Genomic DNA, 20,615 nt, shown 5'->3' with positions numbered 1-20,615 from the left:
CGAGACTCAGCTATACAGGAGCCAGCCGAATGAGCGACGCACTGCCAATGTCCCCTGCCGAATTCGAGCAGGCCCTGCGCGCCAAGGGCGCCTACTATCACATTCATCACCCGTACCACGTGGCGATGTATCAGGGTCGCGCCACCCGCGAACAGATCCAGGGCTGGGTGGCCAACCGCTTCTACTACCAGGTCAACATCCCGATGAAGGATGCCGCGATCCTGGCCAACTGCCCGGACCGCGAAGTACGCCGCGAGTGGATCCAGCGCCTGCTCGACCACGATGGCGCGCCCGGCGAGGACGGTGGTATCGAAGCCTGGCTGCGCCTGGGCCAGGCCGTGGGCCTGGACCCGGACCAGCTGCGCTCCCAGGAGCTGGTACTGCCCGGTGTGCGCTTTGCGGTGGACGCCTACGTCAACTTCGCCCGCCGGGCCAGTTGGCAGGAAGCGGCCAGCAGCTCGTTGACCGAACTGTTCGCCCCGCAGATCCACCAGTCGCGCCTGGACAGCTGGCCGCAGCACTACCCGTGGATCGACCCGGCCGGCTACGAATACTTCCGCACCCGTCTGGGCCAGGCCCGGCGTGACGTGGAGCACGGCCTGGCGATTACCTTGCAGCACTACACCACCCGCGCGGGCCAGGAGCGTATGCTGGAGATACTGCAGTTCAAGCTGGATATTCTCTGGAGCATGCTCGACGCCATGAGCATGGCCTACGAGCTGAACCGCCCGCCCTATCACTCCGTCACCCAGGAACGGGTGTGGCACAAAGGGATCACCCTATGAGTTTCGACCGTAATCAAGTGCCAGCCTGGCGCCCCGGCTACCGCTTCCAGTACGAGCCGGCGCAAAAGGGCCATGTGCTGCTGTACCCCGAGGGCATGATCAAGCTCAACGACAGCGCGGCCCTGATCGGTGGCCTGATCGACGGCCAACGTGACGTTGCCGCGATCATTACCGAACTCGAACAACAGTTCCCCGGTGTCCCGGAAGTGGCCGATGACATCGAGCAGTTCATGGAGGTGGCCCGTGCCGAACACTGGATCGTCCTCGCCTGAGTTACCGCCCACGCCCGCAGTCGGCCTGCCGCTGTGGCTGCTGGCCGAGCTGACCTACCGCTGCCCGCTGCAGTGCCCGTACTGCTCCAACCCGCTGGACTTCGCTGCCCAGGGCCAGGAGCTAAGCACCGCGCAGTGGTTCAAGGTGATGGCCGAAGCCCGGGAAATGGGTGCCGCGCAAATCGGCTTTTCCGGCGGAGAACCGCTGGTACGCCAAGACCTCGCCGAACTGATCGGCGAGGCCCGCCGGCTGGGCTACTACACCAACCTGATCACCTCGGGCATCGGCCTGACCGAGGCGCGCATCGCCGACTTCAAGAAGGCCGGCCTGGACCATATCCAGATCAGCTTCCAGGCCAGTGACGAGCAGGTCAACAACCTGCTGGCCGGCTCGAAAAAGGCCTTTGCGCAAAAGCTGGAAATGGCCCGTGCGGTGAAGGCCCATGGCTACCCGATGGTGCTCAACTTCGTCACCCACCGGCACAACATCGACAAGATCGACCGCATCATCGAGCTGTGCATCGCCCTGGAAGCCGACTTCGTCGAGCTTGCCACCTGCCAGTTCTACGGCTGGGCCCACCTCAACCGGCTGGGCCTGCTGCCGACCCGCGCGCAGCTGGAACGGGCCGAACGCATCACCAACGAGTACCGGGACAAGCTCAAGGCCGAGGGCAACCCGTGCAAGCTGATCTTCGTCACCCCGGACTACTACGAGGAGCGCCCCAAGGCCTGCATGAATGGCTGGGGCAGCCTGTTCCTCACCATCACCCCGGACGGTACCGCCCTGCCCTGCCACGGCGCGCGCCAGCTGCCGGTGCAGTTCCCCAACGTGCGCGACCACGACCTGCACCACATCTGGTACGACTCGTTCGGCTTCAACCGCTTCCGTGGCTATGAGTGGATGCCCGAACCCTGCCGTTCCTGCGACGAGAAGGAAAAGGACTTCGGCGGCTGCCGCTGCCAGGCCTTCATGCTCACCGGCGATGCCAGCAACGCCGACCCGGTGTGCGCCAAGTCGGCCGACCACGGCATCATCCTCAAGGCCCGCGACGAGGCGGAAAGCGCCCAGCTCACCATTGAAGAGATGACCTTCCGCAATGAACGAAACTCCCGTGTCATCGTCCGCGGCTGAGTTCAGCGCGGCCCAGGCAGTTGCCGCCGGCACCGACTTCGCCGAACTCAAGGTCAGCGCCGCGGGGCTGTTCTGGAACGAGTTTCGCCCGGCCGATGGTGCCTGTCGCATCTGGCACTGGCAGCACCAGCAGGCCCGCTGCCTGACCCCCGATGGCTTCAGCGTGCGTAGCCGGGTGTACGAATACGGCGGTGGCAGTTTTTGCCTGGGTGGTGACGGGCTGCTGTTCGTCAACGAAAAGGACCAGCAGATCTATACCCAGGCCCTGGAAGGCGCGGTACCACGTGCCCTGACCCATGATGCCAGCTGCCGCTATGGCGATGTGCAGTGGCACGACGGCCTGGTGCTGGCGGTCGAGGAGCAGCATGGCGAACGGGTCGAGCATCGCCTGGTCGCCCTGGGTGAACAAGCCCGCGAAGTGCTCGCCGAGGGTGCCGACTTCTATGCCTCGCCTACGGTGAGTACCGACGGCCAGCGCCTGGCGTGGGTCGAATGGGACCGCCCGGCACAACCCTGGACCGTCACCAGGCTGATGTGCCGCACACGTGATGCAAGTGGCCACTGGGGGCCCGCGCAATGTGTGGCCGGCGCTGACGAATCGCTGCAGCAGCCGCGCTTCGATAGCGAAGGCCGACTCTACTGCCTGTCTGACCGCAATGGCTTCTGGCAACCCTGGGGCGAGGTCGATGGCTGCTGGCAGGCCCTGCCTGCCGAGCCCGCGGACCACGCCGCGGCACCCTGGCAACTGGGCGCCAGTACCTGGTTGGCGCTGGGGCCACAAAGCTATCTGGCGAGCTGGTTCGAAGACGGCTTCGGGCAACTGGGGCTGCGTACTGCCGATGGCCGCCTGGAGCGTTTCGCCAGCGCCTACACGCGCTTTCGCAGCCTGGCCATGGATGCCGAACACCTGTACGCGATTGCCGCCTCGCCGATCAGCCCGCCGGCGGTCATCGCCATCGCCCGCAGCAACCACGAGGTCAGCGTATTGGCTGGTGGCGCCGAAGTGCTGCCGGCAAGGCATATCAGCCTGCCGCAGTCGATCCACTACGGCAGTGACGGCCAGCGCGCCCATGGCTTCTTCTACCCAGCAGCCCGGTCGCAAGGGGCCGCACCGCTGGTGGTGTTCATCCACGGCGGGCCGACTTCGGCCTGTTATCCCGTGCTCGACCCGCGCATCCAGTACTGGACCCAACGCGGCTTCGCCGTCGCCGACCTGAACTACCGGGGCAGCACCGGCTATGGCCGTGAATACCGCCAGGCCTTGCATCTGCGCTGGGGCGAGAGCGATGTGGCCGATGCTTGCGCGGCGGTGGAATACCTGGCCGGACGTGGGCTGATCGACAGCCGCAAGGCGTTCATCCGCGGCGGTAGCGCGGGCGGCTACACCACCCTGTGCGCCCTGGCGTTCCATGATGTGTTCCGCGCCGGCGCCAGCCTGTACGGGGTCAGCGACCCGGTTGCCCTGGGCCGGGCCACCCACAAGTTCGAAGGGGACTATTTGGACTGGCTGATCGGCGACCCGCTGCAGGATGCCGAGCGCTATCGCCAGCGTACGCCGCTGCTGCATGCGGGGCAGATCAAGGTGCCGGTGATTTTCTTCCAGGGTGAGCTGGATGCGGTGGTGGTGCCGGAGCAGACGCGGTCGATGCTGGCGGCGTTGCAGGCTAACGGGATAGAGGCCGAAGGGCACTTCTATGCGGGGGAGCGTCATGGGTTCCGCAAGGCGGAGAACCTGGCGCATGCCTTGGAAGAAGAGTGGAAGTTCTATTGCCGGGTGTTGGAGGGCTGAGATTCTGGGGCCGCTTTGCGGCCCATCGCGACACAAGGCCGCTCCTACAGGGATCGCACAAGCCCGAATGTGGCGCTGTACCTGTAGGAGCGGCCTTGTGTCGCGATGGGCTGCAAAGCAGCCCCAAAAATCTCAGCGCTTGGCGATGATATACACCGCATGCACGATCCCCGGAATGTACCCCAGCAAGGTCAGCAAGATATTCAGCCAGAACGCCCCGCCAAACCCCACCTGCAGGAACACGCCCAGCGGTGGCAGGATGATGGCGATGATGATGCGTATAAAGTCCATGCGAGTCTCTCCTGAAGGGGTTACATCAGAGACTAGCCGCCCGCCACAGAGGTTCAACAGGCAAAAAAAAACGCCCCGGGCCGAATGAAACAGGCCAAGGGCGATGCGCAGGAACGCCAGACGGTTCGTAGAATTCTCGATGTCACCAGGCCGCTAGGCTGGCACTTCGCGGCGGGCCTGCTGCTGGGCGTGCAAGCGGGCAAAGGCACGGGCCAGGCGCAGCAGCATTTCGTCGATGTTGCCCTTGCTCACGGTCAGCGCTGGCGAAAAACGCACCACATCCGCCTGCGGTGCGTTGAGCAACAGGCCTTCGTGCAGGGCTGCCGCCACCAGCTCGCGGGCCAGGTTTTCTTTCATCTGCAGGGCCCACAGCAGGCCTTGCCCGCGCACTTCGCCCTGGCCGTAGCGCCCGGCCAGCCGGCTCAGGCCTTCACGCAGGTGGCGGCCGTTGTCTTGCACGTGGGCGAAGAAGCCAGGCTCCAGCACGGTATCCAGCACGGCCAGGCCGGCGGCGCACATCAGCGCGTTGCCATGGTGGCTGCCTTCCAGTTCGCCAGGCTCGGCGCAGCACGCCGTGCCCCGGGCCAGCAAGGCCGCCAGCGGCACGCCACCGCCCAGGCCCTTGCCCAGGGTGATGATGTCGGCGCGCACGCCGTAGGTTTCCTCGGCCAGCAGTGCGCCACAGCGGCCGATGCCGGTCTGCACCTCGTCGAGGATCAGCAGGATGCCCAGTTCGCGGCACAGCGTTTCCACACCCTTGAGGTATTCCTGCGTGGCCGGGATGACACCTGCCTCGCCCTGGATCGGCTCGAGCATGATCGCCACGGTGCGCGAGTCCACCTCGGCGTGCAGCGCCGCCAGGTCGTTGAACGGCACCTTGCTGAAGCCCGGCAGGCCCGGCTCGCAGCGGTTGCATGGCAGCGGGTCGGACGCCGACAACGCGCCCAGGCTGCGGCCATGGCAGGCCTGGCTGGCGGTAATGATGTGATAGGCGCCGTTGCGGTGCAGTTGGCCCCACTTGCGCGCCAGCTTGATCGCACCTTCGCAGGCTTCGGCACCGCTGTTGAGCAGGTAGGCCTGGTCGCTGCCGGTGCTCTGGCACAGGCGGTTGACCAGCCCCAGCAGGCCACGGCTGTGGAAGCCCGAGCCCGGGTTGATCAGCGCCTGGGCCTGGTTGCCCAGCGCCTTCACCAGCACACTGGGGCTGTGACCCAGGCTGTTGACTGCACCACCCTGGGTGAAGTCCAGGTAGGCATGCCCTTCGTTGTCCCACAACCAGGAGCCCTGGCCACGCACGAACACCTGCGCTGCGCGTTCGGTGCTGGGCATCAGGCGCTCACGCGACAGCTGCGGCGCTTCCGGCACGATCACCGGCGCACGCTTAGGCTCGGCGACGGCGGCAGGGGCCGGGCGGCGCAGGTTGAACAGGTTCATCAGGGCTCCAACCAATCACGACAGGGGCGGCCACGGTGCGGTCTGGGTGCCGGCACTCGATATTTTGCCTTGCCTATCAAAAGTGTTTTTCATTCGGGGTAACAATCGATCGATTCATCGCTGTAACCCGTTGGAATACGGCGATAGACTAGGCCTCGAGAGGGTTTTCGACCATTTCGTTTTTCCAGCATTTTCGATAAGTGTCACTTATGGATTTCCGCCAACTGCGTTATTTCGTCGCGGTGTATGAAGAAGGCCACGTGGGCCGCGCCGCCGAACGCCTGTCGCTGTCCCAGCCAGCGCTTTCCCAGCAGATCCGCCAGCTGGAGCACAGCCTCGACCTGAGCCTGTTCGAGCGCAGCAACAAGCGCCTGCTGCCGACTCTGGCCGCCCACACCCTGTACAACCACGCCCTGCCACTGCTCGACGGCCTGCAGCGAGCCCACGAGGCCATGCGCAACTTCAAGGGCCAGTCGCTGCGTACTTTGGCCATCGGCGTGCTGCAGACCGTGCGACCGAGCCTGGTGCCGCAGCTGCTCGAACGCCTGCGCAGGGCACAGCCGCACCTTGTGGTGCAGATCTACGAATTGTCGGGGCTGGAGATCGAACGGCGCTTGCTCAATGGCAGCCTGGACATCGGTATCAGCTACCTGCCGCCACGCCAGCCGGGGCTGCATGGTCTGCTGCTGTACGAAGATGAGCTGCAACTGGTCATCCCCGCTACCCACCCGCTGAAGGACTTCAAGAAGGTGTCCATTCGCCAGGCCGCCGAGCTGCCCATGCTGATGCTGGGCGAGGAATTCCAGATCCGCCAGATCTGGCAGGCACAGCTGGCCAGCCAGGGGCGTCGGCCGCAGGTGCAGGCAGAGATGAACAACATGGCGGGGATTCTCGACAGCCTGGCCCATACCGCGCTGGCCACCATCCTGCCGGGGCGGGCCAAGGAGGCCGCCGAGGATGATCAGGGGCTGCTGTGGAAGCCGTTGAGCGAGCCGCGGGTACCGCTGAAGGTTGGCTTGGTGTTCCGCGACGCCCAGCGCCAGCAGGCCTCTGTGGAGCTGCTGCGCACGCTGCTGGAGGAAGAGACGGACGCCCGCCTGTTGGGTGCATCACCGCTGGATGTGCTGGGCTGAAAAACACGCGCACAAAGAAAACCCCGCCGAAGCGGGGTTTTCCAGACTGTTTCCCTGTGACATCCGTATCGCCCCGCCATCCTGGCAGGTGGTCCTTCGTCGTCATCCTTGATCTGTCCTTTGCGCTTCCTGCGCAACGTCCATGTGGTAAAGAATAGCCGTGGATCCAATCTGAGAACAGTGGTGAAAAGTCACCGCGTCGTGTAGGAAAAAGCTTACACGGCAGGGGCCGCTTTGCGGCCCATCGCGACACAAGGCCGCTCCTACAGGGGAACGCATAGCCATTCGAGCTTGCGCGGTACCTGTAGGAGCGGCCTTGTGTCGCGATGGGCTGCAAAGCAGCCCACAAAATCCCTCAGAACTGCTCGGCATCCAGCAGGTACAACGACTCACTCCCCGCCTTCACCGAAGCCACCAGCGAATCCACCCGCGGCAGCAACCGCGCAAAGTAGAACCGCGCCGTACCCAGCTTGCCCGCATAGAACGCTTCATCCCCCTCACCCGCCTGCGCCGCCCGCGCCATCAATGCCCACATGTAGGCATAGGCGACATAACCAAAGGCATGCAGGTACTCGACCGAAGCCGCGCCAATCTCGTTCGGGTTGCCCTTGGCCTGTTCCAGCACCCACTCGGTCAGCCCGTCGAGTTGATCGAGACCGGCAGCCAACGGCTTGGCAAATTCATCCAGCTCGCTATCCGCGCTGGCAATGAACTGGCGAATCTCGTCGGAGAACAGCCGGTAGTACGCCCCACCACTGGCCACCACCTTGCGCCCCATCAGGTCGAGGGCCTGGATGCCGTTGGTGCCTTCGTAGATCTGCGTGATACGCACATCGCGCACCAGTTGCTCCTGCCCCCATTCGCGAATGTAGCCATGCCCGCCGAACACCTGCTGGCCGTGCACCGCGCACTCCAGGCCCAGGTCGGTTAGGAAAGCCTTGGCCACCGGCGTCAGCAGTGCCACCAGCTCTTCGCTGCGCTTGCGCACGGCGGGGTCTTCGCTGTACTTGGCACTGTCCAGTTGCATGGCCACGTAGCTGGAGAAGGCACGGCCACCCTCGATCAGCGCCTTCATGGTCAGCAGCATGCGGCGCACGTCCGGGTGGACGATGATCGGGTCAGCGGCCTTGTCCTTGGCTTGTGGCCCGGTCGGGGCGCGGCTTTGCAGGCGATCGCGGGCGTACTCCACGGCATTCTGGTAGGAGCGCTCGGCCGAGGCCAGGCCCTGGATACCAACACCCAGACGCTCGTAGTTCATCATGGTGAACATGGCCGCCAGGCCCTTGTTCGGCTCACCGACGATATAGCCGACCGCTTCGTCGAAGTTCATCACGCAAGTGGCCGAGGCCTGGATGCCCATCTTGTGCTCGATCGAGCCACAGGTGGCCGGGTTGCGCGCACCCAGGCTACCGTCTTCATTGACCAGGAACTTCGGCACCAGGAACAGCGAAATGCCTTTCGGCCCCGCCGGTGCGTCCGGCAGCTTGGCCAGCACCAGGTGGATGATGTTCTCGGTCAGGTCGTGCTCGCCGCCGGTGATGAAGATCTTGGTGCCGCTGACCTTGTAGCTGCCGTCGGCCTGGGGCTCGGCCTTGGTGCGGATGATGCCCAGGTCGGTACCGGCGTGCGGCTCGGTCAGACACATGGAACCGGCCCACACGCCGGCGTACATGTTCGGCAGGTACTTTTCCTTCAGCGCTTCACTGGCGTGGGCATTGATCGACAGGCAGGCGCCGGCAGTCAGCATCGGGTACAGGCCGAAGGACAGGCTGGAGGCGTTGACCATTTCCTCGACCTGGGCCGAGATGACCTTGGGCATGCCCATGCCGCCGAACAGCGGGTCGCCGCCCACGCCCACCCAACCGCCTTCGGCGTAGGTGTTGTAGGCCTCGATGAAACCGGCCGGTGTGCGCACTGCGCCGTTGTCCCAGTGGCAGCCCTCTTCATCCGCGGCGCGGCTGAGCGGCGCAATGGATCTGGCAGTGACCTTGCCGGCTTCTTCCAGCACCGCCATGGCCGTGGCGGCATCGACAACCTCGGCCAGCCCGGGCAACTGCGCCCACTGCTCGGCCACGTTGAACACTTCATTCAGTACGAAGCGCATGTCGCGCAGGGGCGCTTTATATTCAGCCATGACAACCTCTCGCTAGTCGGGTCGGGGCGGTCTCGGGGAACCGCGACACTGGGTTGCAGGCAGTGTAACCGAACAACTTTTACGAGACATAGGGTCATCACTAGACCGTATAGTCTATTTCGGTCACGCCGTGCGCACTGCCCCTCGCTGCGATTGTTGCCCATGCACCATGACACAATTGCGCCCCGCACCCTTGGCGCTGTACAACGCCTGGTCGGCGGATTTCAGCACGGCTTCGGGGTTACGATGATCGGCCTGGCGCTCGGCCACGCCGATGCTGATGGTGACCGACACCGTGCCACCACTGCTGCCCGCCCGCCGTTGGCGCCCGGTGGTATCGTCCTGCGGGCGGTTGTGCTGGTCGCGCAGGTGCATCACGTAGTTGGCGATCACTTCGCGCACGGCCTCCACGTGCGGCACGCATTCCTCGGCGGTCTTGCCAGCAAACACCAAGGCGAATTCCTCGCCGCCATAGCGGTAGGCGCGGCCACCCCCGGTGACCTTGGACAGGCGGCTGGCAACCAGGCGCAGCACCTGGTCGCCGACGTCGTGGCCGTGGGTGTCGTTGAATTTCTTGAAGTGGTCGACATCGGTCATGGCGATCACATAGTTGCGCCCCAGGCGCTGCATGCGCTCGTTCAGCGCACGGCGCCCCGGCAGGCCGGTCAGCTCGTCGCGGAAGGCCATCTGGTAGGCCTCGTGCGCCACCGCTGCGGCGATCATCAGCATCACCTGGCTGCACATGATGTTCAGGGTGAACGGCAGGATGAAGGTTTGCGGCAGCATCCAGAAGATGCCCAGCAGGCCCATCACCTGCGCAGCGTGCAGCGGCCGTGGCGCACGCAGGTATTGCACCACCAGCAGGATGAATATGCCGAGGAACAGCGGGTAGACCATCTGGATCAGGCTCATCCACTGGCCATGCAAGGTTGGCCAGCGGATTTCGGCCAACCAGGTCAGCAGCGCTTCGGGGTAGCTTTGCTCCAGGGCCACTGCCACGCTGCCCACGGCAAACAGCACGGCGCCACGGGCGACCAAGTCCTGCAGCAGGTGGGTGCGCTCCTGCCAGGCACCATACAGCCCGAACAGGGTGGGCAGCAGCAGGCACACCAGGTGGAAGATCACCGCCGCGTCCTCGCGCACGCGGCCATGGTCACGGTAGAAGTCGGTCTGGGTGTCGAGCAGGTAGTAGGCGATGTACACCGTGAGCATCAGGAACAGCTCGCGCTGGCGACGGTACACCGCACAGTAGGCTCCGCCCAGCAGCAGGACCAAGGTGGGCAGGACGTTGAACAGCGATGTGAAAAAGACACTGAGGTCTCTCACATAGGCCGCGGCGAGGCCTGCCAGCAAAAGAATCAGCGAAGGCAGGAAGTGGCTCGCGCGAACAGCGTTAAAACGAAACAAGGGTAATCTCCAACCCGGCAGATCAATGGTGGCATTGTGCCCTTACTTCATCGGCAGTGCACATGAACAGTTGAATTTCGAATCAGACTCGATTCCGTGTAGGAGCGGCCTTGTGTCGCGATCGGGGTGCGAAGCAGCCCCAGGATTTCTGCCACAGATTGCTGGGGCTGCTTTGCAGCCCATCGCGACACAAGGCCGCTCCTACAAGGGACCGCGCTGGACCTGAAGAAATAAAAAACCCGCCTGCCGGTGAAGGCAGGCGGGTTTCGTTTACAGCGGCAGGATCAGTACGACAGGCCGAAGTGCTGTTCGTCCATCGCCATCAGGTTGTTGGCACCCGACAGCATGGTCGCCACGTGGGTACGGGTACGCGGCAGGATGCGCTGGAAGTAGAAGCGCGCGGTCTGCAGCTTGGCGGTGTAGAACGCTTCTTCGCTGGTGCCGGCAGCCAGTTTCTCGGCCGCCAGGCGGGCGATGTCGGCCCAGAAGTAGGCCAGGCAGGCGTAGCCGGAATACATCAGGTAATCGACCGAGGCCGCACCCACTTCTTCGCGGTCTTTCATGGCGGCCATACCCACTTTCATAGTCAGCTCGCCCCATTCCTTGTTCAGCGCCGCCAGCGGTTCGACGAACTCCTTGACCGCTTCGTTGCCTTCCTGCGCCTGGCAGAACTTGTGCACGATCTTGGTGAAGCCCTTCAGCGCTTCGCCCTGGGTCATCAGCACCTTGCGGCCGAGCAGGTCCAGGGCCTGAATGCCGGTGGTGCCTTCGTACAGCATGGAAATGCGGCTGTCGCGCACGTTCTGCTCCATGCCCCACTCGGCGATGAAGCCGTGGCCACCGTAGATCTGCACGCCGTGGTTGGCGGCTTCGAAGCCGACCTCGGTCATGAACGCCTTGGCGATCGGGGTCAGGAACGCCAGCAGGGCATCGGCCTTCTTGCGCTCTTCTTCATCCTGGCTGTACTTGACGATGTCCACCTGCTTGGCAGTGAAGTACACCATCGCGCGGTTGCCTTCGGCGAAGGCCTTCATGGTCAGCAGCATGCGACGCACGTCCGGGTGGACGATGATCGGGTCAGCAGCCTTGTCCGGTGCTTTCGGGCCGGTCAGGGAACGCATCTGCAGGCGCTCGCGGGCGTACTTCAGGCCACCCTGGAACGCTACTTCGGCGTGGGCCAGGCCTTGCAGCGCGGTACCCAGGCGAGCGGTGTTCATGAAGGTGAACATGCAGTTCAGGCCCTTGTTGGCCGGGCCGATCAGGTAGCCGGTAGCGCCGTCGAAGTTCATCACGCAGGTGGCGTTGCCGTGGATACCCATCTTGTGTTCGATCGAGCCGCAGCTCACGCCATTGCGCTCGCCCACACCGCCTTCGGCGTTGGGCAGGAACTTCGGCACGATGAACAGCGAGATGCCCTTGGTGCCAGCCGGTGCGTCCGGCAGGCGGGCCAGGACGATATGGACGATGTTGTCGGCCATGTCGTGCTCACCGGCAGAAATGAAGATCTTGGTGCCCGACACCTTGTAGCTGCCATCGGCCTGTGGCTCGGCCTTGGTGCGCAGCATGCCCAGGTCGGTACCGCAGTGCGGCTCGGTCAGGCACATGGTGCCGGTCCACTCGCCGGATACCAGCTTGGTCAGGTAGGTGTGCTGCTGCTCGGCAGTACCGTGCGCAGAGATGGTGTTCATCGCGCCGTGCGACAGGCCCGGGTACATGCCCCACGACCAGTTCGAACCGCCGACCATTTCGCTCAGGGCCAGGCCCAGCGACTCCGGCAGGCCCTGGCCGCCGTGCTCGACGTCATGCGCCAGGCTCGGCCAGCCGCCTTCGACGAACTGCTGGTAGGCCTCTTTGAAGCCGGTAGGGGTTTTCACGCCCGATTCGCTCCAGGTGCAACCTTCCTGGTCACCCACGCGGTTCAGCGGCGACAGCACCTGCTCACAGAACTTCGCGCCTTCTTCGAGGATCGCGTCGACCATGTCGGGCGTGGCGTCCTGGCAACCCGGCAGGCTCTGATAGTGCGCCTCATAGCCGAGCAGCTCGTCGCGAACGAAGCGGATATCACGCAAGGGGGCTTTGTAATCAGGCATTGCGATGAACCTCTAGGTGAGTTCTGTGGGGTGACCCGCACTTGGCGGCCGTCGATCAAACAGTTGTTTGAAACTTACGTTTAGCTCCGCCTTATGTCAAGGATGGACTATGGTGCCATTTACGCCACGAAAAATGGCAAAAGCGCCAAGCCATGATATGTACCCCTGTGGGAGCGGGTTTACCCGCGAATGGGCCAGCCCGGAAAACAGAGGTGTCCGGGCGGACGCATTCGCGGGTAAACCCGCTCCCACAGAGATAGCGTTAGGTTCGGGAAGGGCCGCCGTATCAGGCGTAGGTGTCGATGATCCGACCGAGCATTTCGTCGGATGCCTTGGCAACCTTTGCGCCAAGTTCGACTTCTAGTTTGCCCACGGCCAGCTGCACGGTGCTGGTGGCCAGGTCCATCTGCTGGCTGCGGTCGACCGCGCGCAGGCGTTCGGCCTGAAAATCGCTGGACTGGCTGGTGGCGCTACGTTCGGCGGTGGTGCTGGCGATCTGGCTGGCGGCCTGATCGACGCGGTTCTGGCCGGTCTGGATTGCGCTCAGGCCCGCGTAGTAGGCGGAGCTACCGGTGATTTCCATGTCAGGACTCCATTGACGCTGGATGACGAACAGGCCCAATTAAAGCAGGCCAGGGGTGAAAAGGCCCGTTTAAATCCCTAATGGCCTGGTGCCATTTGATAGGCCTTGGGTATTCCTGCACTGGCCTCTTCGCGGGTAAACCCGCTCCCACAGGTACTGCACAAGTCTCAAAAACTGTGGAGATCCTGTAGGAGCGGGTTTACCCGCGAAAGGGCCGGGCCTGGAAACGGCTAATCCAGCAGATCCAGCTGAAGGTGTTCAGCCACCATGTCGGCACTGGCCTGCTTCAATTTGGGCACCCGCCCCAGGCATGGCGCCGGCAAACGCTCGGCCAGGCTGGCCAGGTTCTCTTCCAGGCGCGAAGTACGCGGCTCGATGATGTTCGCTACCCATCCCGCCAATTGCAGCCCGTCACGGGCAATCGCCTCGGCGCTGAGCAAGGCGTGGCTGATGCACCCCAGTCGCACCCCCACCACCAGGATCACCGGCAACTTCAAGGCAATGGCCAGATCGGACAAGTTGGCCTGCCCCGACAACGGCACGCGCCAGCCGCCGGCCCCCTCGATCAGGGTGAAGTCGGCATTTTGTTGCAGCACTTTGCGCATCGCCGCCAACAGTTCCGGTACGGCAAGCGTTACTCCCGCCTCGCGCGCTGCCACATGGGGTGCGATAGCCGGCTCGAAGGCAAACGGGTTGACCTGTTCGTAGGGCAGCTTGATCGTGCTTTCATCGATCAGCGCCTGGGCGTCGCTGTTGCGCAAGCCTTTGGGCGTCATCGTGCAACCGGAGGCCACCGGCTTGGCCCCCAGCGTGCTCATGCCCTGCAACCGTGCCGCATGCAACAGTCCGGCAGCGATGGTGGTCTTGCCAACATCGGTATCGGTACCGGCAATGAAATAGGCCTGGCTCATCTCGCTCCCCTTACACCTGTGGCTTGCGCAACAAACCATAGACCACCTGATAGGTGGCTGGCAGCCCCTCAGGCTGGCGAAATGCCTCATAAGCCTGCAGCAGGCCCTGCATGCGTGCCCGGCCGGTAAGCCCGGAAGGTCGGCCAGGGTTCAGGTTGTGGGCACCGAGGGCCTTGAGTTCATGGGTCAGGCTGCGTACATCCGGGTAGTGCAGCACGTGCGGGCAGCGCTGCAGCCCCAGCTGTTCGAAGCCGCTGGCTGCGCACAGGCGTTGATAGTCCTCGAAACGGCGGAAGCGGTTCACATGCACCAGGCCATCCACCGCCTGCCAACTGGCGCGCAGTTCATCGAGGGTACCCACACACAGGCTGCTGAAGGCCAGCACGCCGCCCGGGCGCAGCACTCGCAGGGCTTCTGCCAGCACGCTGGCGAACTGGTCGCACCACTGCACGGCCAGGCTGGTGAACACCAGGTCGACGCTGGCATCACGCAGCGGCAAACGCTCGGCGTCACCGGCCACGTGATAGAGCGCCCCGCCCTGTTCGTTGCGGGCATGGCACAACATGCCCTCGGCGATATCCACCGCCACACCGCTGGCCTGGGTGAAACGCTCGGCCAGCGCCCTGCTGAAATGACCGGTGCCGCTGCCCAGGTCCAGCCAGCGTGACGGCTGCAGGCCTTCTGGCAACTGCTCCAGCAAGCTCGAACCCACCGCACGCTGCAAGGCTGCCACGCTGTCGTAGCTGGCTGCGGCGCGGGAAAACGAGGCCGCAACCTGGCGCTTGTCGGGCAGCGCGCCGGGCAGGGTCGGACGGGAAAGGTCAGTCATCGCCACTCTCATGCAGGAAACTTTTGATGCCCGCCGCCAGTTCCTGCGGGTACTCCAGCAGGAACGCGTGGGAACTGTCTTCGACCAGGCCCACTTCCACATCGGGCAGCAGCTCGCTCAACGCTTTTGCCGCCTCTGCCGGCACCAGCGCATCGCTGCCGGCGAACAGGTGCAACTGCGGGCCACCGTAGGCCTGCAGTGCTTCGCGGGTGTCCAGCTTGGCCAGCACCTCAAGGCCGGTGGCCAGGTACAGCGGGTCGGTGTCCGGTACGCCGACACCCAGCTGGCGCAGCAGGGTACGCGGTTGCAGGGCACCGTCGCTGCACAAGGTACGGAAGCGCTTCAGGGTGACCTGGGTATGGCTGCGGCAGCCGTCGAGGAAGGTGCCGAAAGTGTCTTCGGCCATGCCGTGGGGCCAGTCGGGGCGAGCCACGAAACTGGGGTTGCTGGCCAGGGTCAGCAGGCCGCAGCAATGGTCGCCGCGCTTGTGCGCCAGCGCGCTGGCCAGCATGCCGCCTAACGACCAGCCGCCCAGCCAGACATCGCTCGGCAGCTTGCGGTCGAGGTGGTCGACCCAGGCCTGCACATCGCTGTGGGCCAGTTCCGGCAAGGGCATCAGCTCTACCTGCAGGCGGGCGTCCTGGGCACGCAGGCTGGCGGCCAGCGGCTCCAGGGAAGCAGTGCCCAGGCCCCAGCCGGGCAACAGAACAAGTCGATTACGCATCGGCGCTCTCCAACTGTGGATAACACTCGGCCAATGCATTCAACAATAGCTGCACCTGCGCCTCGCTGTGCGCGGCGCTCAATGTCACCCGCAGGCGTGCGCTGCCCGCCGGCACGGTGGGCGGGCGGATGGCCGTCACCAGCAAGCCGCGCTCGCGCAGCATGCGTGACAGGCGCAGGGCCTGTGCGCTGTCACCGATGACGATCGGCTGGATCGGCGTCGGGCTGTCCATTAATGCCAGGCCGATCTGCTGCGCGCCTTCACGGAACTGGCGGATCAGCGCGGCCAGGTGCTCGCGGCGCCAGGCCTCGCGGCGCAGCAGTTCCAGGCTCTTGAGGGTGGCGCAGGCCAGCGCCGGTGGCTGGCTGGTGGTGTAGATGTACGGGCGGGCGAACTGCACCAGCGCCTCGATCAGCTCTTCGCTGCCGGCCACAAAGGCGCCAGCGGTACCACAGGCCTTGCCCAGCGTACCGATCAACACCGGCACATCTTCAACGCCCAGGCCGAAGTGCTCGACGATACCGCCACCCCGGGTGCCGAGGGTGCCCAGGCCATGGGCATCATCGACCATCAGCCAGGCACCACGAGCGCGGGCGACATCGGCCAGCGCCGGCAGGTCGGCCAGGTCGCCGTCCATGCTGAACACGCCATCGGTCACTACCAGGGTATTGCCGACGGCCTTGTCCAGGCGGCTGGCCAGGCTGGCCGGGTCGTTGTGCAGGTAGCGGTTGAAACGGGCGCCGCTGAGCAAGCCGCCATCCAGCAGCGAAGCGTGGTTCAGGCGGTCCTGCAGCACCGTGTCACCCTGCCCCACCAGCGCGGTGATGGCGCCCAGGTTGGCCATGTAGCCGGTGGAGAACAGCAGCGCACGCGGGCGCCCGGTGAGTTCGGCCAAGGCCTCTTCCACCTGGTGGTGCGGCGTACTGTGGCCAATCACCAGGTGCGAGGCACCGCCACCGACACCCCAGCGCTCGGCGCCGGCCTGCCAGGCGGCAATCACCTCGGGGTGGTTGGCCAGGCCCAGGTAGTCATTGCTGCAGAAGGCCAGCAGGCGCTGGCCATCGACCACCACTTCCGGCCCCTGCGGGCTTTCCAGCAGTGGCCGCTGCCGATACAGGTCTGCGGCGCGCCGTTCGGCGAGGCGCGCCGCCAGGTCGAAGGCCATTTCAGGCTGTCGCGGCGTTGTAGAACATCTCGCTGCTGCGCTGCTCGACCAGCGCCTGCTCGATGGCCGCCTGGTGCACTTCGTCGGCGTGCTCTTCACGCGCTTCGGGTTTGATGCCCAGGCGTGCGAACAGCTGCATGTCCTTGTCGGCCTGCGGGTTGGCGGTGGTCAGCAGTTTTTCGCCGTAGAAGATCGAGTTGGCGCCAGCCATGAAGGCCAGGGCCTGCATCTGCTCGTTCATCTGCTCGCGGCCGGCGGACAGGCGCACGTGCGACTTGGGCATGAGGATACGGGCAACGGCCAGCATGCGGATGAAGTCGAACGGGTCGACGTCTTCTTCCTCGGCCAGCGGCGTGCCGGCCACCTTGACCAGCATGTTGATCGGCACCGACTCCGGGTGCTCGGGCAGGTTGGCCAGCTGGATCAGCAGGCCGGCGCGATCGTCCAGCGACTCGCCCATGCCGAGGATGCCGCCGGAGCAGATCTTCATCCCGGCATCGCGCACGTAGGCCAGGGTCTGCAGGCGCTCGCTGTAGGTGCGGGTGGTGATGATGCTGCCGTAGAACTCCGGCGAGGTATCGAGGTTGTGGTTGTAGTAGTCCAGGCCGGCCTGGGCCAGGGCCTTGGTCTGCTCCTGGTCGAGCTTGCCGAGGGTCATGCAGGTTTCCAGACCCATGGCCTTCACGCCTTTGACCATCTCCAGCACATAGGGCATGTCTTTGGCCGACGGATGCTTCCACGCCGCGCCCATGCAGAAGCGGGTAGAACCGATGGCTTTGGCTCGCGCGGCTTCTTCCAGCACCTTCTGCACTTCCATCAGCTTCTGTTTTTCCAGCCCGGTGTTGTAGTGGCCGGACTGTGGACAATATTTGCAATCTTCCGGGCAGGCGCCGGTCTTGATCGACAGCAGGGTCGAAACCTGCACGCGGTTCGGGTCGAAATGCGCGCGGTGCACGGTCTGCGCCTGGAACAGCAGGTCATTGAACGGTTGCTGGAACAGCGCCTTGACCTCGGCCAGGGACCAGTCGTGACGTGTTGTTGCAGTTGTGCTGGCGCTCATTGGCGTTTCCTTGTTTAGGCTGAAGCAGGCGCCGGGACAGGAAAGCCCGCCAGCGCATCACGGATAGCTCGCATAGTCATGGAAGGCCTATGAACTGTCAACCACACTGGAAAAGACTGGTTTACAAGTGCTCACTTATTAACCAAACGTGTTTGTTGTGCGATGAGCCTGCCGAGCAGGCCTATCCGCTGTGCGTTGCCTGCGAGCAGGAACTGCCCTGGGTGGATGATCACTGCCTGCGCTGCGCCCTGCCGTTGCCCATGGCCGGCCTGACCTGCGCCCAGTGCTGCCGCCGCGCACCGGCCTTCGAGCAGGTGATTGCACTGTGGCATTTCGGCTTTCCAGTGGACACGCTGATCAGCCGTTTCAAGCACAACCGCCAGTGGCCCTTGGGGCACCTGATGGCCGAATTGCTCGCGCATGGGCTGCTGCACTCCTTTACCGAAGGGCTGCCGCGCCCCGACCTGTTGTTGCCTGTACCCTTGGCCAAACGTCGACTACGGGAGCGGGGTTTCAACCAGGCAGGGATGCTCGGGCGCTGGCTTTCGTCGCACGTGGGGGTACGTTGCGACGAGCGGTTGCTGCTGCGCACACGGGAGACACCTGCGCAGCAACAACTGGACGCCAAGGCCAGGCGACGCAACTTGCGCCAGGCGTTTACCGTCACGGGCAAGCTGACGGGCAAGCACGTCGCCATTGTCGATGACGTGTTGACCACCGGTGCTACCGCGCAGGCGATTGCCCAAGTGCTGCGCAAGGCCGGTGCGCGGCGGGTGGATGTGTATTGCCTGGCGCGCACGCCCAAGCCGGGGTATGTATGAGCAAGCGCGGATCGCCCGGTGTAGGAGCGGCCTTGTGTCGCGATCGGGCTGCGCAGCAGCCCCAGCGATATTTGCCAAGGCATGAATCGTGGGGCCGCTTCGCGCCCCTTTCGCGACACAAGGCCGCTCCTACAAACTATCCACCCTCAGGCCCCCACAAGACCGAATGCCCATGTCCCTGCCCCCCCACCTCACCCAGCACATCGCCCGCCGCCCCCAGCGCATCGCGCTGCTGCAGCACATTGCCGAAGAAGGTTCGATCACCCGCGCCGCCAAGGCCGCGGGCATCAGCTACAAGGCCGCCTGGGATGCAATCGACGAACTCAACAACCTGGCCAGCCAGCCCTTGGTCGAGCGCAGCACCGGTGGCCGTGGCGGTGGCGGTGCGCGTTTATCGACGGAAGGCGAGCGGGTGCTGCGCCTGTATCAGAGGCTGCAGACACTGCAGGCGCAAATCCTTGAAGCAGCCGAAGAGTCCAGTGACCTGGACCTGCTCGGCCGGCTGATGCTACGCACCAGCGCGCGCAACCAGTTGCAGGGCCAGGTCAGTGGCCTGCGCCGCGAGGGACGGCATGATCGCGTCAGCCTGGCGTTGGGCGGAGGGTTGGAGATCGAGGCGCTGATCACCCACGACAGCACCGCACGGCTGGAGCTGACGCTGGGGACGACGGTAGTGGCGCTGCTCAAGGCGGGGTGGGTGAGGTTGCTGGCCGACGAGGAACAGGCCGAAGCGGGGAGTAACTGCCTGCGGGCGACAGTGGAGGAGGTACTGGCGGAGGCTGATGGGCCTGGTGAGGTCCGGTTGGCGTTGGGGAATGGGCAGACGTTGTGTGCGTTTGCCGAGACGGATTGGTTGGCTGGCCAGCGGGTGACAGCAGGCAGTTCGGTGCGGGTTCAATTTCATCCCTCTTATGTATTGCTTGGGATTCCTGCATAGCCTGGCCGCCAGGGAAACGATGCACCTGTGGGAGCGGGTTTACCCGCGAAGAGGCCGGTACAGGCATAACGCGCTACCATGGCCCCCACGCCGCCTACCCCCGGAGCCACCATGTCCCACCCCTTCGACACCCTCACCCCCGACCTGGTCCTGGACGCCGTGGAAAGCCTGGGCTTTCTCAGCGATGCCCGGGTGCTGGCGCTGAACAGCTACGAAAACCGCGTCTACCAGGTGGGCATCGAGGGCGCGCAACCGCTGATCGCCAAGTTCTACCGCCCAGGCCGCTGGAGCGACGCGGCCATCCTCGAAGAGCACAGCTTCACCGCCGAACTGGCCGATTGCGAAGTGCCGGTGGTCGCCCCGCTGCAGCACGACGGCCGCACCCTGTTCGAACACCAGGGCTTCCGCTTCACCCTGTTCCCCCGCCGCGGCGGCCACGCGCCAGAGCCGGGCAACCTCGACCAGCTCTACCGCCTCGGCCAGTTGCTCGGCCGCCTGCACGCCGTGGGCGCCAGCAAACCGTTCGAGCACCGCGAAGCGCTGGCCGTGGACAACTTCGGCCATGCCTCGCTGAATACCCTGCTGGAAGGCGACTTCGTCCCCCGCGAACTGCTGCCAGCGTTCGAATCGGTGGCCCGCGACCTGCTCAAGCGGGTGGAGGACATCTATGCCCGCACGCCGCACCAGCTCATCCGCCTGCATGGCGACCTGCACCCCGGCAACCTGATGCACCGCGACGATGTGTACCACGTGGTCGACCTCGACGACTGCCGCATGGGCCCGGCGGTGCAGGACCTGTGGATGATGCTGGCCGGCAGCCGCGAGGAACGCCTTGGGCAACTGGCCGAACTGATCGACGGCTATAACGAGTTCCACGACTTCGACCCGCGCGAGCTGGCCCTGATCGAGCCCCTGCGCGCCCTGCGCCAGCTGCACTACAGCGCCTGGCTGGCGCGGCGCTGGGACGACCCGGCATTCCCGCCGAGCTTCCCTTGGTTCGGCCAGCCACGCTACTGGGGCGACCAGATTCTCGCCCTGCGTGAACAGATGGCCGCATTGGATGAACAGCCGCTGAGGTTGTTCTAGAACTTGCATCAAAAAAGATTTAGCTAGCAAAC

19 protein-coding genes are annotated in these 20,615 nt (G+C 64.7%); 8 read left to right on the top strand and 11 right to left on the bottom strand.

Features of this window, described 5'->3' with window-relative positions:
* Positions 1–29 precede the first annotated feature (29 nt).
* Genes pqqC through ACGLHT_RS07280 form a run of 4 tightly spaced genes read left to right on the top strand, consistent with a single transcriptional unit; the run spans position 30 to position 3,978 of the window.
* Positions 30–785 (top strand): pyrroloquinoline-quinone synthase PqqC, encoded by a 756-nt coding sequence (gene pqqC, locus ACGLHT_RS07295; RefSeq protein ID WP_003255592.1) that lies wholly within the window; start codon positions 30–32, stop codon positions 783–785.
* Positions 782–1,057, top strand: coding sequence for a pyrroloquinoline quinone biosynthesis peptide chaperone PqqD (gene pqqD / locus ACGLHT_RS07290; protein WP_137162833.1), 276 nt, complete (start codon positions 782–784; stop codon positions 1,055–1,057). Before pqqC ends, pqqD begins: the two co-directional genes overlap by 4 nt.
* On the top strand, positions 1,029–2,189 hold the full coding sequence (gene pqqE, locus ACGLHT_RS07285) for a pyrroloquinoline quinone biosynthesis protein PqqE (protein WP_085618925.1): 1,161 nt from the start codon (positions 1,029–1,031) through the stop codon (positions 2,187–2,189). Before pqqD ends, pqqE begins: the two co-directional genes overlap by 29 nt.
* Positions 2,155–3,978, top strand: a complete 1,824-nt coding sequence (locus ACGLHT_RS07280) for a S9 family peptidase (protein WP_274120067.1) — start codon at positions 2,155–2,157, stop codon at positions 3,976–3,978. Before pqqE ends, ACGLHT_RS07280 begins: the two co-directional genes overlap by 35 nt.
* A gap of 132 nt (positions 3,979–4,110) precedes the next feature.
* On the opposite strand, the gene ACGLHT_RS07275 is transcribed toward ACGLHT_RS07280, so the two are convergent.
* Positions 4,111–4,269: a YqaE/Pmp3 family membrane protein gene (locus ACGLHT_RS07275; RefSeq protein WP_009681539.1), complete on the bottom strand. Its 159-nt coding sequence runs from the start codon at positions 4,267–4,269 to the stop codon at positions 4,111–4,113.
* Between the two features lie 153 nt (positions 4,270–4,422).
* Entirely contained in the window at positions 4,423–5,703 is a 1,281-nt protein-coding gene (locus ACGLHT_RS07270; protein ID WP_137162831.1) for an aspartate aminotransferase family protein, read from the bottom strand.
* A gap of 209 nt (positions 5,704–5,912) precedes the next feature.
* On the opposite strand from ACGLHT_RS07270, the gene ACGLHT_RS07265 reads away from it, so the two are divergent.
* Positions 5,913–6,836: a LysR family transcriptional regulator gene (locus tag ACGLHT_RS07265; protein ID WP_004375209.1), complete on the top strand. Its 924-nt coding sequence runs from the start codon at positions 5,913–5,915 to the stop codon at positions 6,834–6,836.
* Positions 6,837–7,191: 355 nt separating this feature from the next.
* Here the strand turns inward: ACGLHT_RS07265 and ACGLHT_RS07260 are convergent, their stop codons facing one another.
* From ACGLHT_RS07260 to bioB, 9 genes are all read right to left on the bottom strand, one after another.
* Positions 7,192–8,970 carry an acyl-CoA dehydrogenase C-terminal domain-containing protein gene (locus ACGLHT_RS07260; RefSeq protein WP_274120066.1) on the bottom strand — a complete coding sequence of 593 codons (1,779 nt, stop codon included), beginning with the start codon at positions 8,968–8,970 and terminating at the stop codon, positions 7,192–7,194.
* Between the two features lie 123 nt (positions 8,971–9,093).
* A complete protein-coding gene (locus ACGLHT_RS07255; protein ID WP_274078767.1) occupies positions 9,094–10,377 on the bottom strand; it encodes a diguanylate cyclase in 1,284 nt (427 codons plus the stop codon).
* A 284-nt stretch (positions 10,378–10,661) separates the two neighbouring features.
* Positions 10,662–12,467 carry a phenylacyl-CoA dehydrogenase gene (locus tag ACGLHT_RS07250; protein WP_274120065.1) on the bottom strand — a complete coding sequence of 602 codons (1,806 nt, stop codon included), beginning with the start codon at positions 12,465–12,467 and terminating at the stop codon, positions 10,662–10,664.
* Positions 12,468–12,753: 286 nt separating this feature from the next.
* Positions 12,754–13,050, bottom strand: a complete 297-nt coding sequence (locus ACGLHT_RS07245; protein WP_003258614.1) for a hypothetical protein — start codon at positions 13,048–13,050, stop codon at positions 12,754–12,756.
* A 230-nt stretch (positions 13,051–13,280) separates the two neighbouring features.
* Positions 13,281–13,961 (bottom strand): dethiobiotin synthase, encoded by a 681-nt coding sequence (gene bioD / locus ACGLHT_RS07240; RefSeq protein WP_137162828.1) that lies wholly within the window; start codon positions 13,959–13,961, stop codon positions 13,281–13,283.
* Positions 13,962–13,971: 10 nt separating this feature from the next.
* Positions 13,972–14,790, bottom strand: a complete 819-nt coding sequence (gene bioC / locus ACGLHT_RS07235) for a malonyl-ACP O-methyltransferase BioC (protein WP_075044392.1) — start codon at positions 14,788–14,790, stop codon at positions 13,972–13,974.
* Positions 14,783–15,514 (bottom strand): alpha/beta fold hydrolase, encoded by a 732-nt coding sequence (locus ACGLHT_RS07230; RefSeq protein WP_054573687.1) that lies wholly within the window; start codon positions 15,512–15,514, stop codon positions 14,783–14,785. The genes bioC and ACGLHT_RS07230 overlap by 8 nt, the downstream gene beginning before the upstream one ends.
* Positions 15,507–16,679 (bottom strand): 8-amino-7-oxononanoate synthase, encoded by a 1,173-nt coding sequence (gene bioF / locus ACGLHT_RS07225; protein ID WP_274078769.1) that lies wholly within the window; start codon positions 16,677–16,679, stop codon positions 15,507–15,509. The genes ACGLHT_RS07230 and bioF overlap by 8 nt, the downstream gene beginning before the upstream one ends.
* 1 nt (position 16,680) lies before the next feature.
* The gene (bioB, locus tag ACGLHT_RS07220) at positions 16,681–17,739 is read right to left on the bottom strand and encodes a biotin synthase BioB (RefSeq protein ID WP_013970556.1); all 1,059 of its coding nucleotides are present in this window, start codon (positions 17,737–17,739) and stop codon (positions 16,681–16,683) included.
* 89 nt (positions 17,740–17,828) lie between these two features.
* On the opposite strand from bioB, the gene ACGLHT_RS07215 reads away from it, so the two are divergent.
* The 3 genes from ACGLHT_RS07215 (at position 17,829) to ACGLHT_RS07205 (ending at position 20,583) form a co-directional block, all read left to right on the top strand.
* Complete coding sequence (locus ACGLHT_RS07215; protein WP_137162826.1) at positions 17,829–18,560, top strand: ComF family protein; 732 nt, start codon at positions 17,829–17,831, stop codon at positions 18,558–18,560.
* Between the two features lie 172 nt (positions 18,561–18,732).
* The gene (locus tag ACGLHT_RS07210) at positions 18,733–19,497 is read left to right on the top strand and encodes a TOBE domain-containing protein (protein ID WP_274120064.1); all 765 of its coding nucleotides are present in this window, start codon (positions 18,733–18,735) and stop codon (positions 19,495–19,497) included.
* Positions 19,498–19,608: 111 nt separating this feature from the next.
* Complete coding sequence (locus ACGLHT_RS07205) at positions 19,609–20,583, top strand: serine/threonine protein kinase (RefSeq protein WP_274078770.1); 975 nt, start codon at positions 19,609–19,611, stop codon at positions 20,581–20,583.
* Positions 20,584–20,615 lie beyond the last annotated feature (32 nt).

It is taken from the genome of Pseudomonas sp. PsB (assembly GCF_043658375.1).
In the GTDB taxonomy this organism is placed as follows: Bacteria; Pseudomonadota; Gammaproteobacteria; order Pseudomonadales; family Pseudomonadaceae; genus Aquipseudomonas; species Aquipseudomonas putida_Z.
The sequence above is the reverse complement of the archived record's forward strand: the minus strand, read 5'-3'. Positions and strand labels throughout refer to the sequence as shown.

Coding starts and splice junctions, on each gene's coding strand:
- pqqC (WP_003255592.1), top strand. CDS start 30: ATGAGCGACGCACTGCCAATGTCCCCTGCCGAATTCGAGCAGGCCCTG.
- pqqD (WP_137162833.1), top strand. CDS start 782: ATGAGTTTCGACCGTAATCAAGTGCCAGCCTGGCGCCCCGGCTACCGC.
- ACGLHT_RS07280 (WP_274120067.1), top strand. CDS start 2,155: ATGAACGAAACTCCCGTGTCATCGTCCGCGGCTGAGTTCAGCGCGGCC.
- ACGLHT_RS07275 (WP_009681539.1), bottom strand. CDS start 4,269: ATGGACTTTATACGCATCATCATCGCCATCATCCTGCCACCGCTGGGC.
- ACGLHT_RS07270 (WP_137162831.1), bottom strand. CDS start 5,703: ATGAACCTGTTCAACCTGCGCCGCCCGGCCCCTGCCGCCGTCGCCGAG.
- ACGLHT_RS07265 (WP_004375209.1), top strand. CDS start 5,913: ATGGATTTCCGCCAACTGCGTTATTTCGTCGCGGTGTATGAAGAAGGC.
- ACGLHT_RS07260 (WP_274120066.1), bottom strand. CDS start 8,970: ATGGCTGAATATAAAGCGCCCCTGCGCGACATGCGCTTCGTACTGAAT.
- ACGLHT_RS07250 (WP_274120065.1), bottom strand. CDS start 12,467: ATGCCTGATTACAAAGCCCCCTTGCGTGATATCCGCTTCGTTCGCGAC.
- ACGLHT_RS07245 (WP_003258614.1), bottom strand. CDS start 13,050: ATGGAAATCACCGGTAGCTCCGCCTACTACGCGGGCCTGAGCGCAATC.
- bioD (WP_137162828.1), bottom strand. CDS start 13,961: ATGAGCCAGGCCTATTTCATTGCCGGTACCGATACCGATGTTGGCAAG.
- bioC (WP_075044392.1), bottom strand. CDS start 14,790: ATGACTGACCTTTCCCGTCCGACCCTGCCCGGCGCGCTGCCCGACAAG.
- ACGLHT_RS07230 (WP_054573687.1), bottom strand. CDS start 15,514: ATGCGTAATCGACTTGTTCTGTTGCCCGGCTGGGGCCTGGGCACTGCT.
- bioF (WP_274078769.1), bottom strand. CDS start 16,679: ATGGCCTTCGACCTGGCGGCGCGCCTCGCCGAACGGCGCGCCGCAGAC.
- bioB (WP_013970556.1), bottom strand. CDS start 17,739: ATGAGCGCCAGCACAACTGCAACAACACGTCACGACTGGTCCCTGGCC.
- ACGLHT_RS07215 (WP_137162826.1), top strand. CDS start 17,829: ATGAACTGTCAACCACACTGGAAAAGACTGGTTTACAAGTGCTCACTT.
- ACGLHT_RS07210 (WP_274120064.1), top strand. CDS start 18,733: ATGTCCCTGCCCCCCCACCTCACCCAGCACATCGCCCGCCGCCCCCAG.
- ACGLHT_RS07205 (WP_274078770.1), top strand. CDS start 19,609: ATGTCCCACCCCTTCGACACCCTCACCCCCGACCTGGTCCTGGACGCC.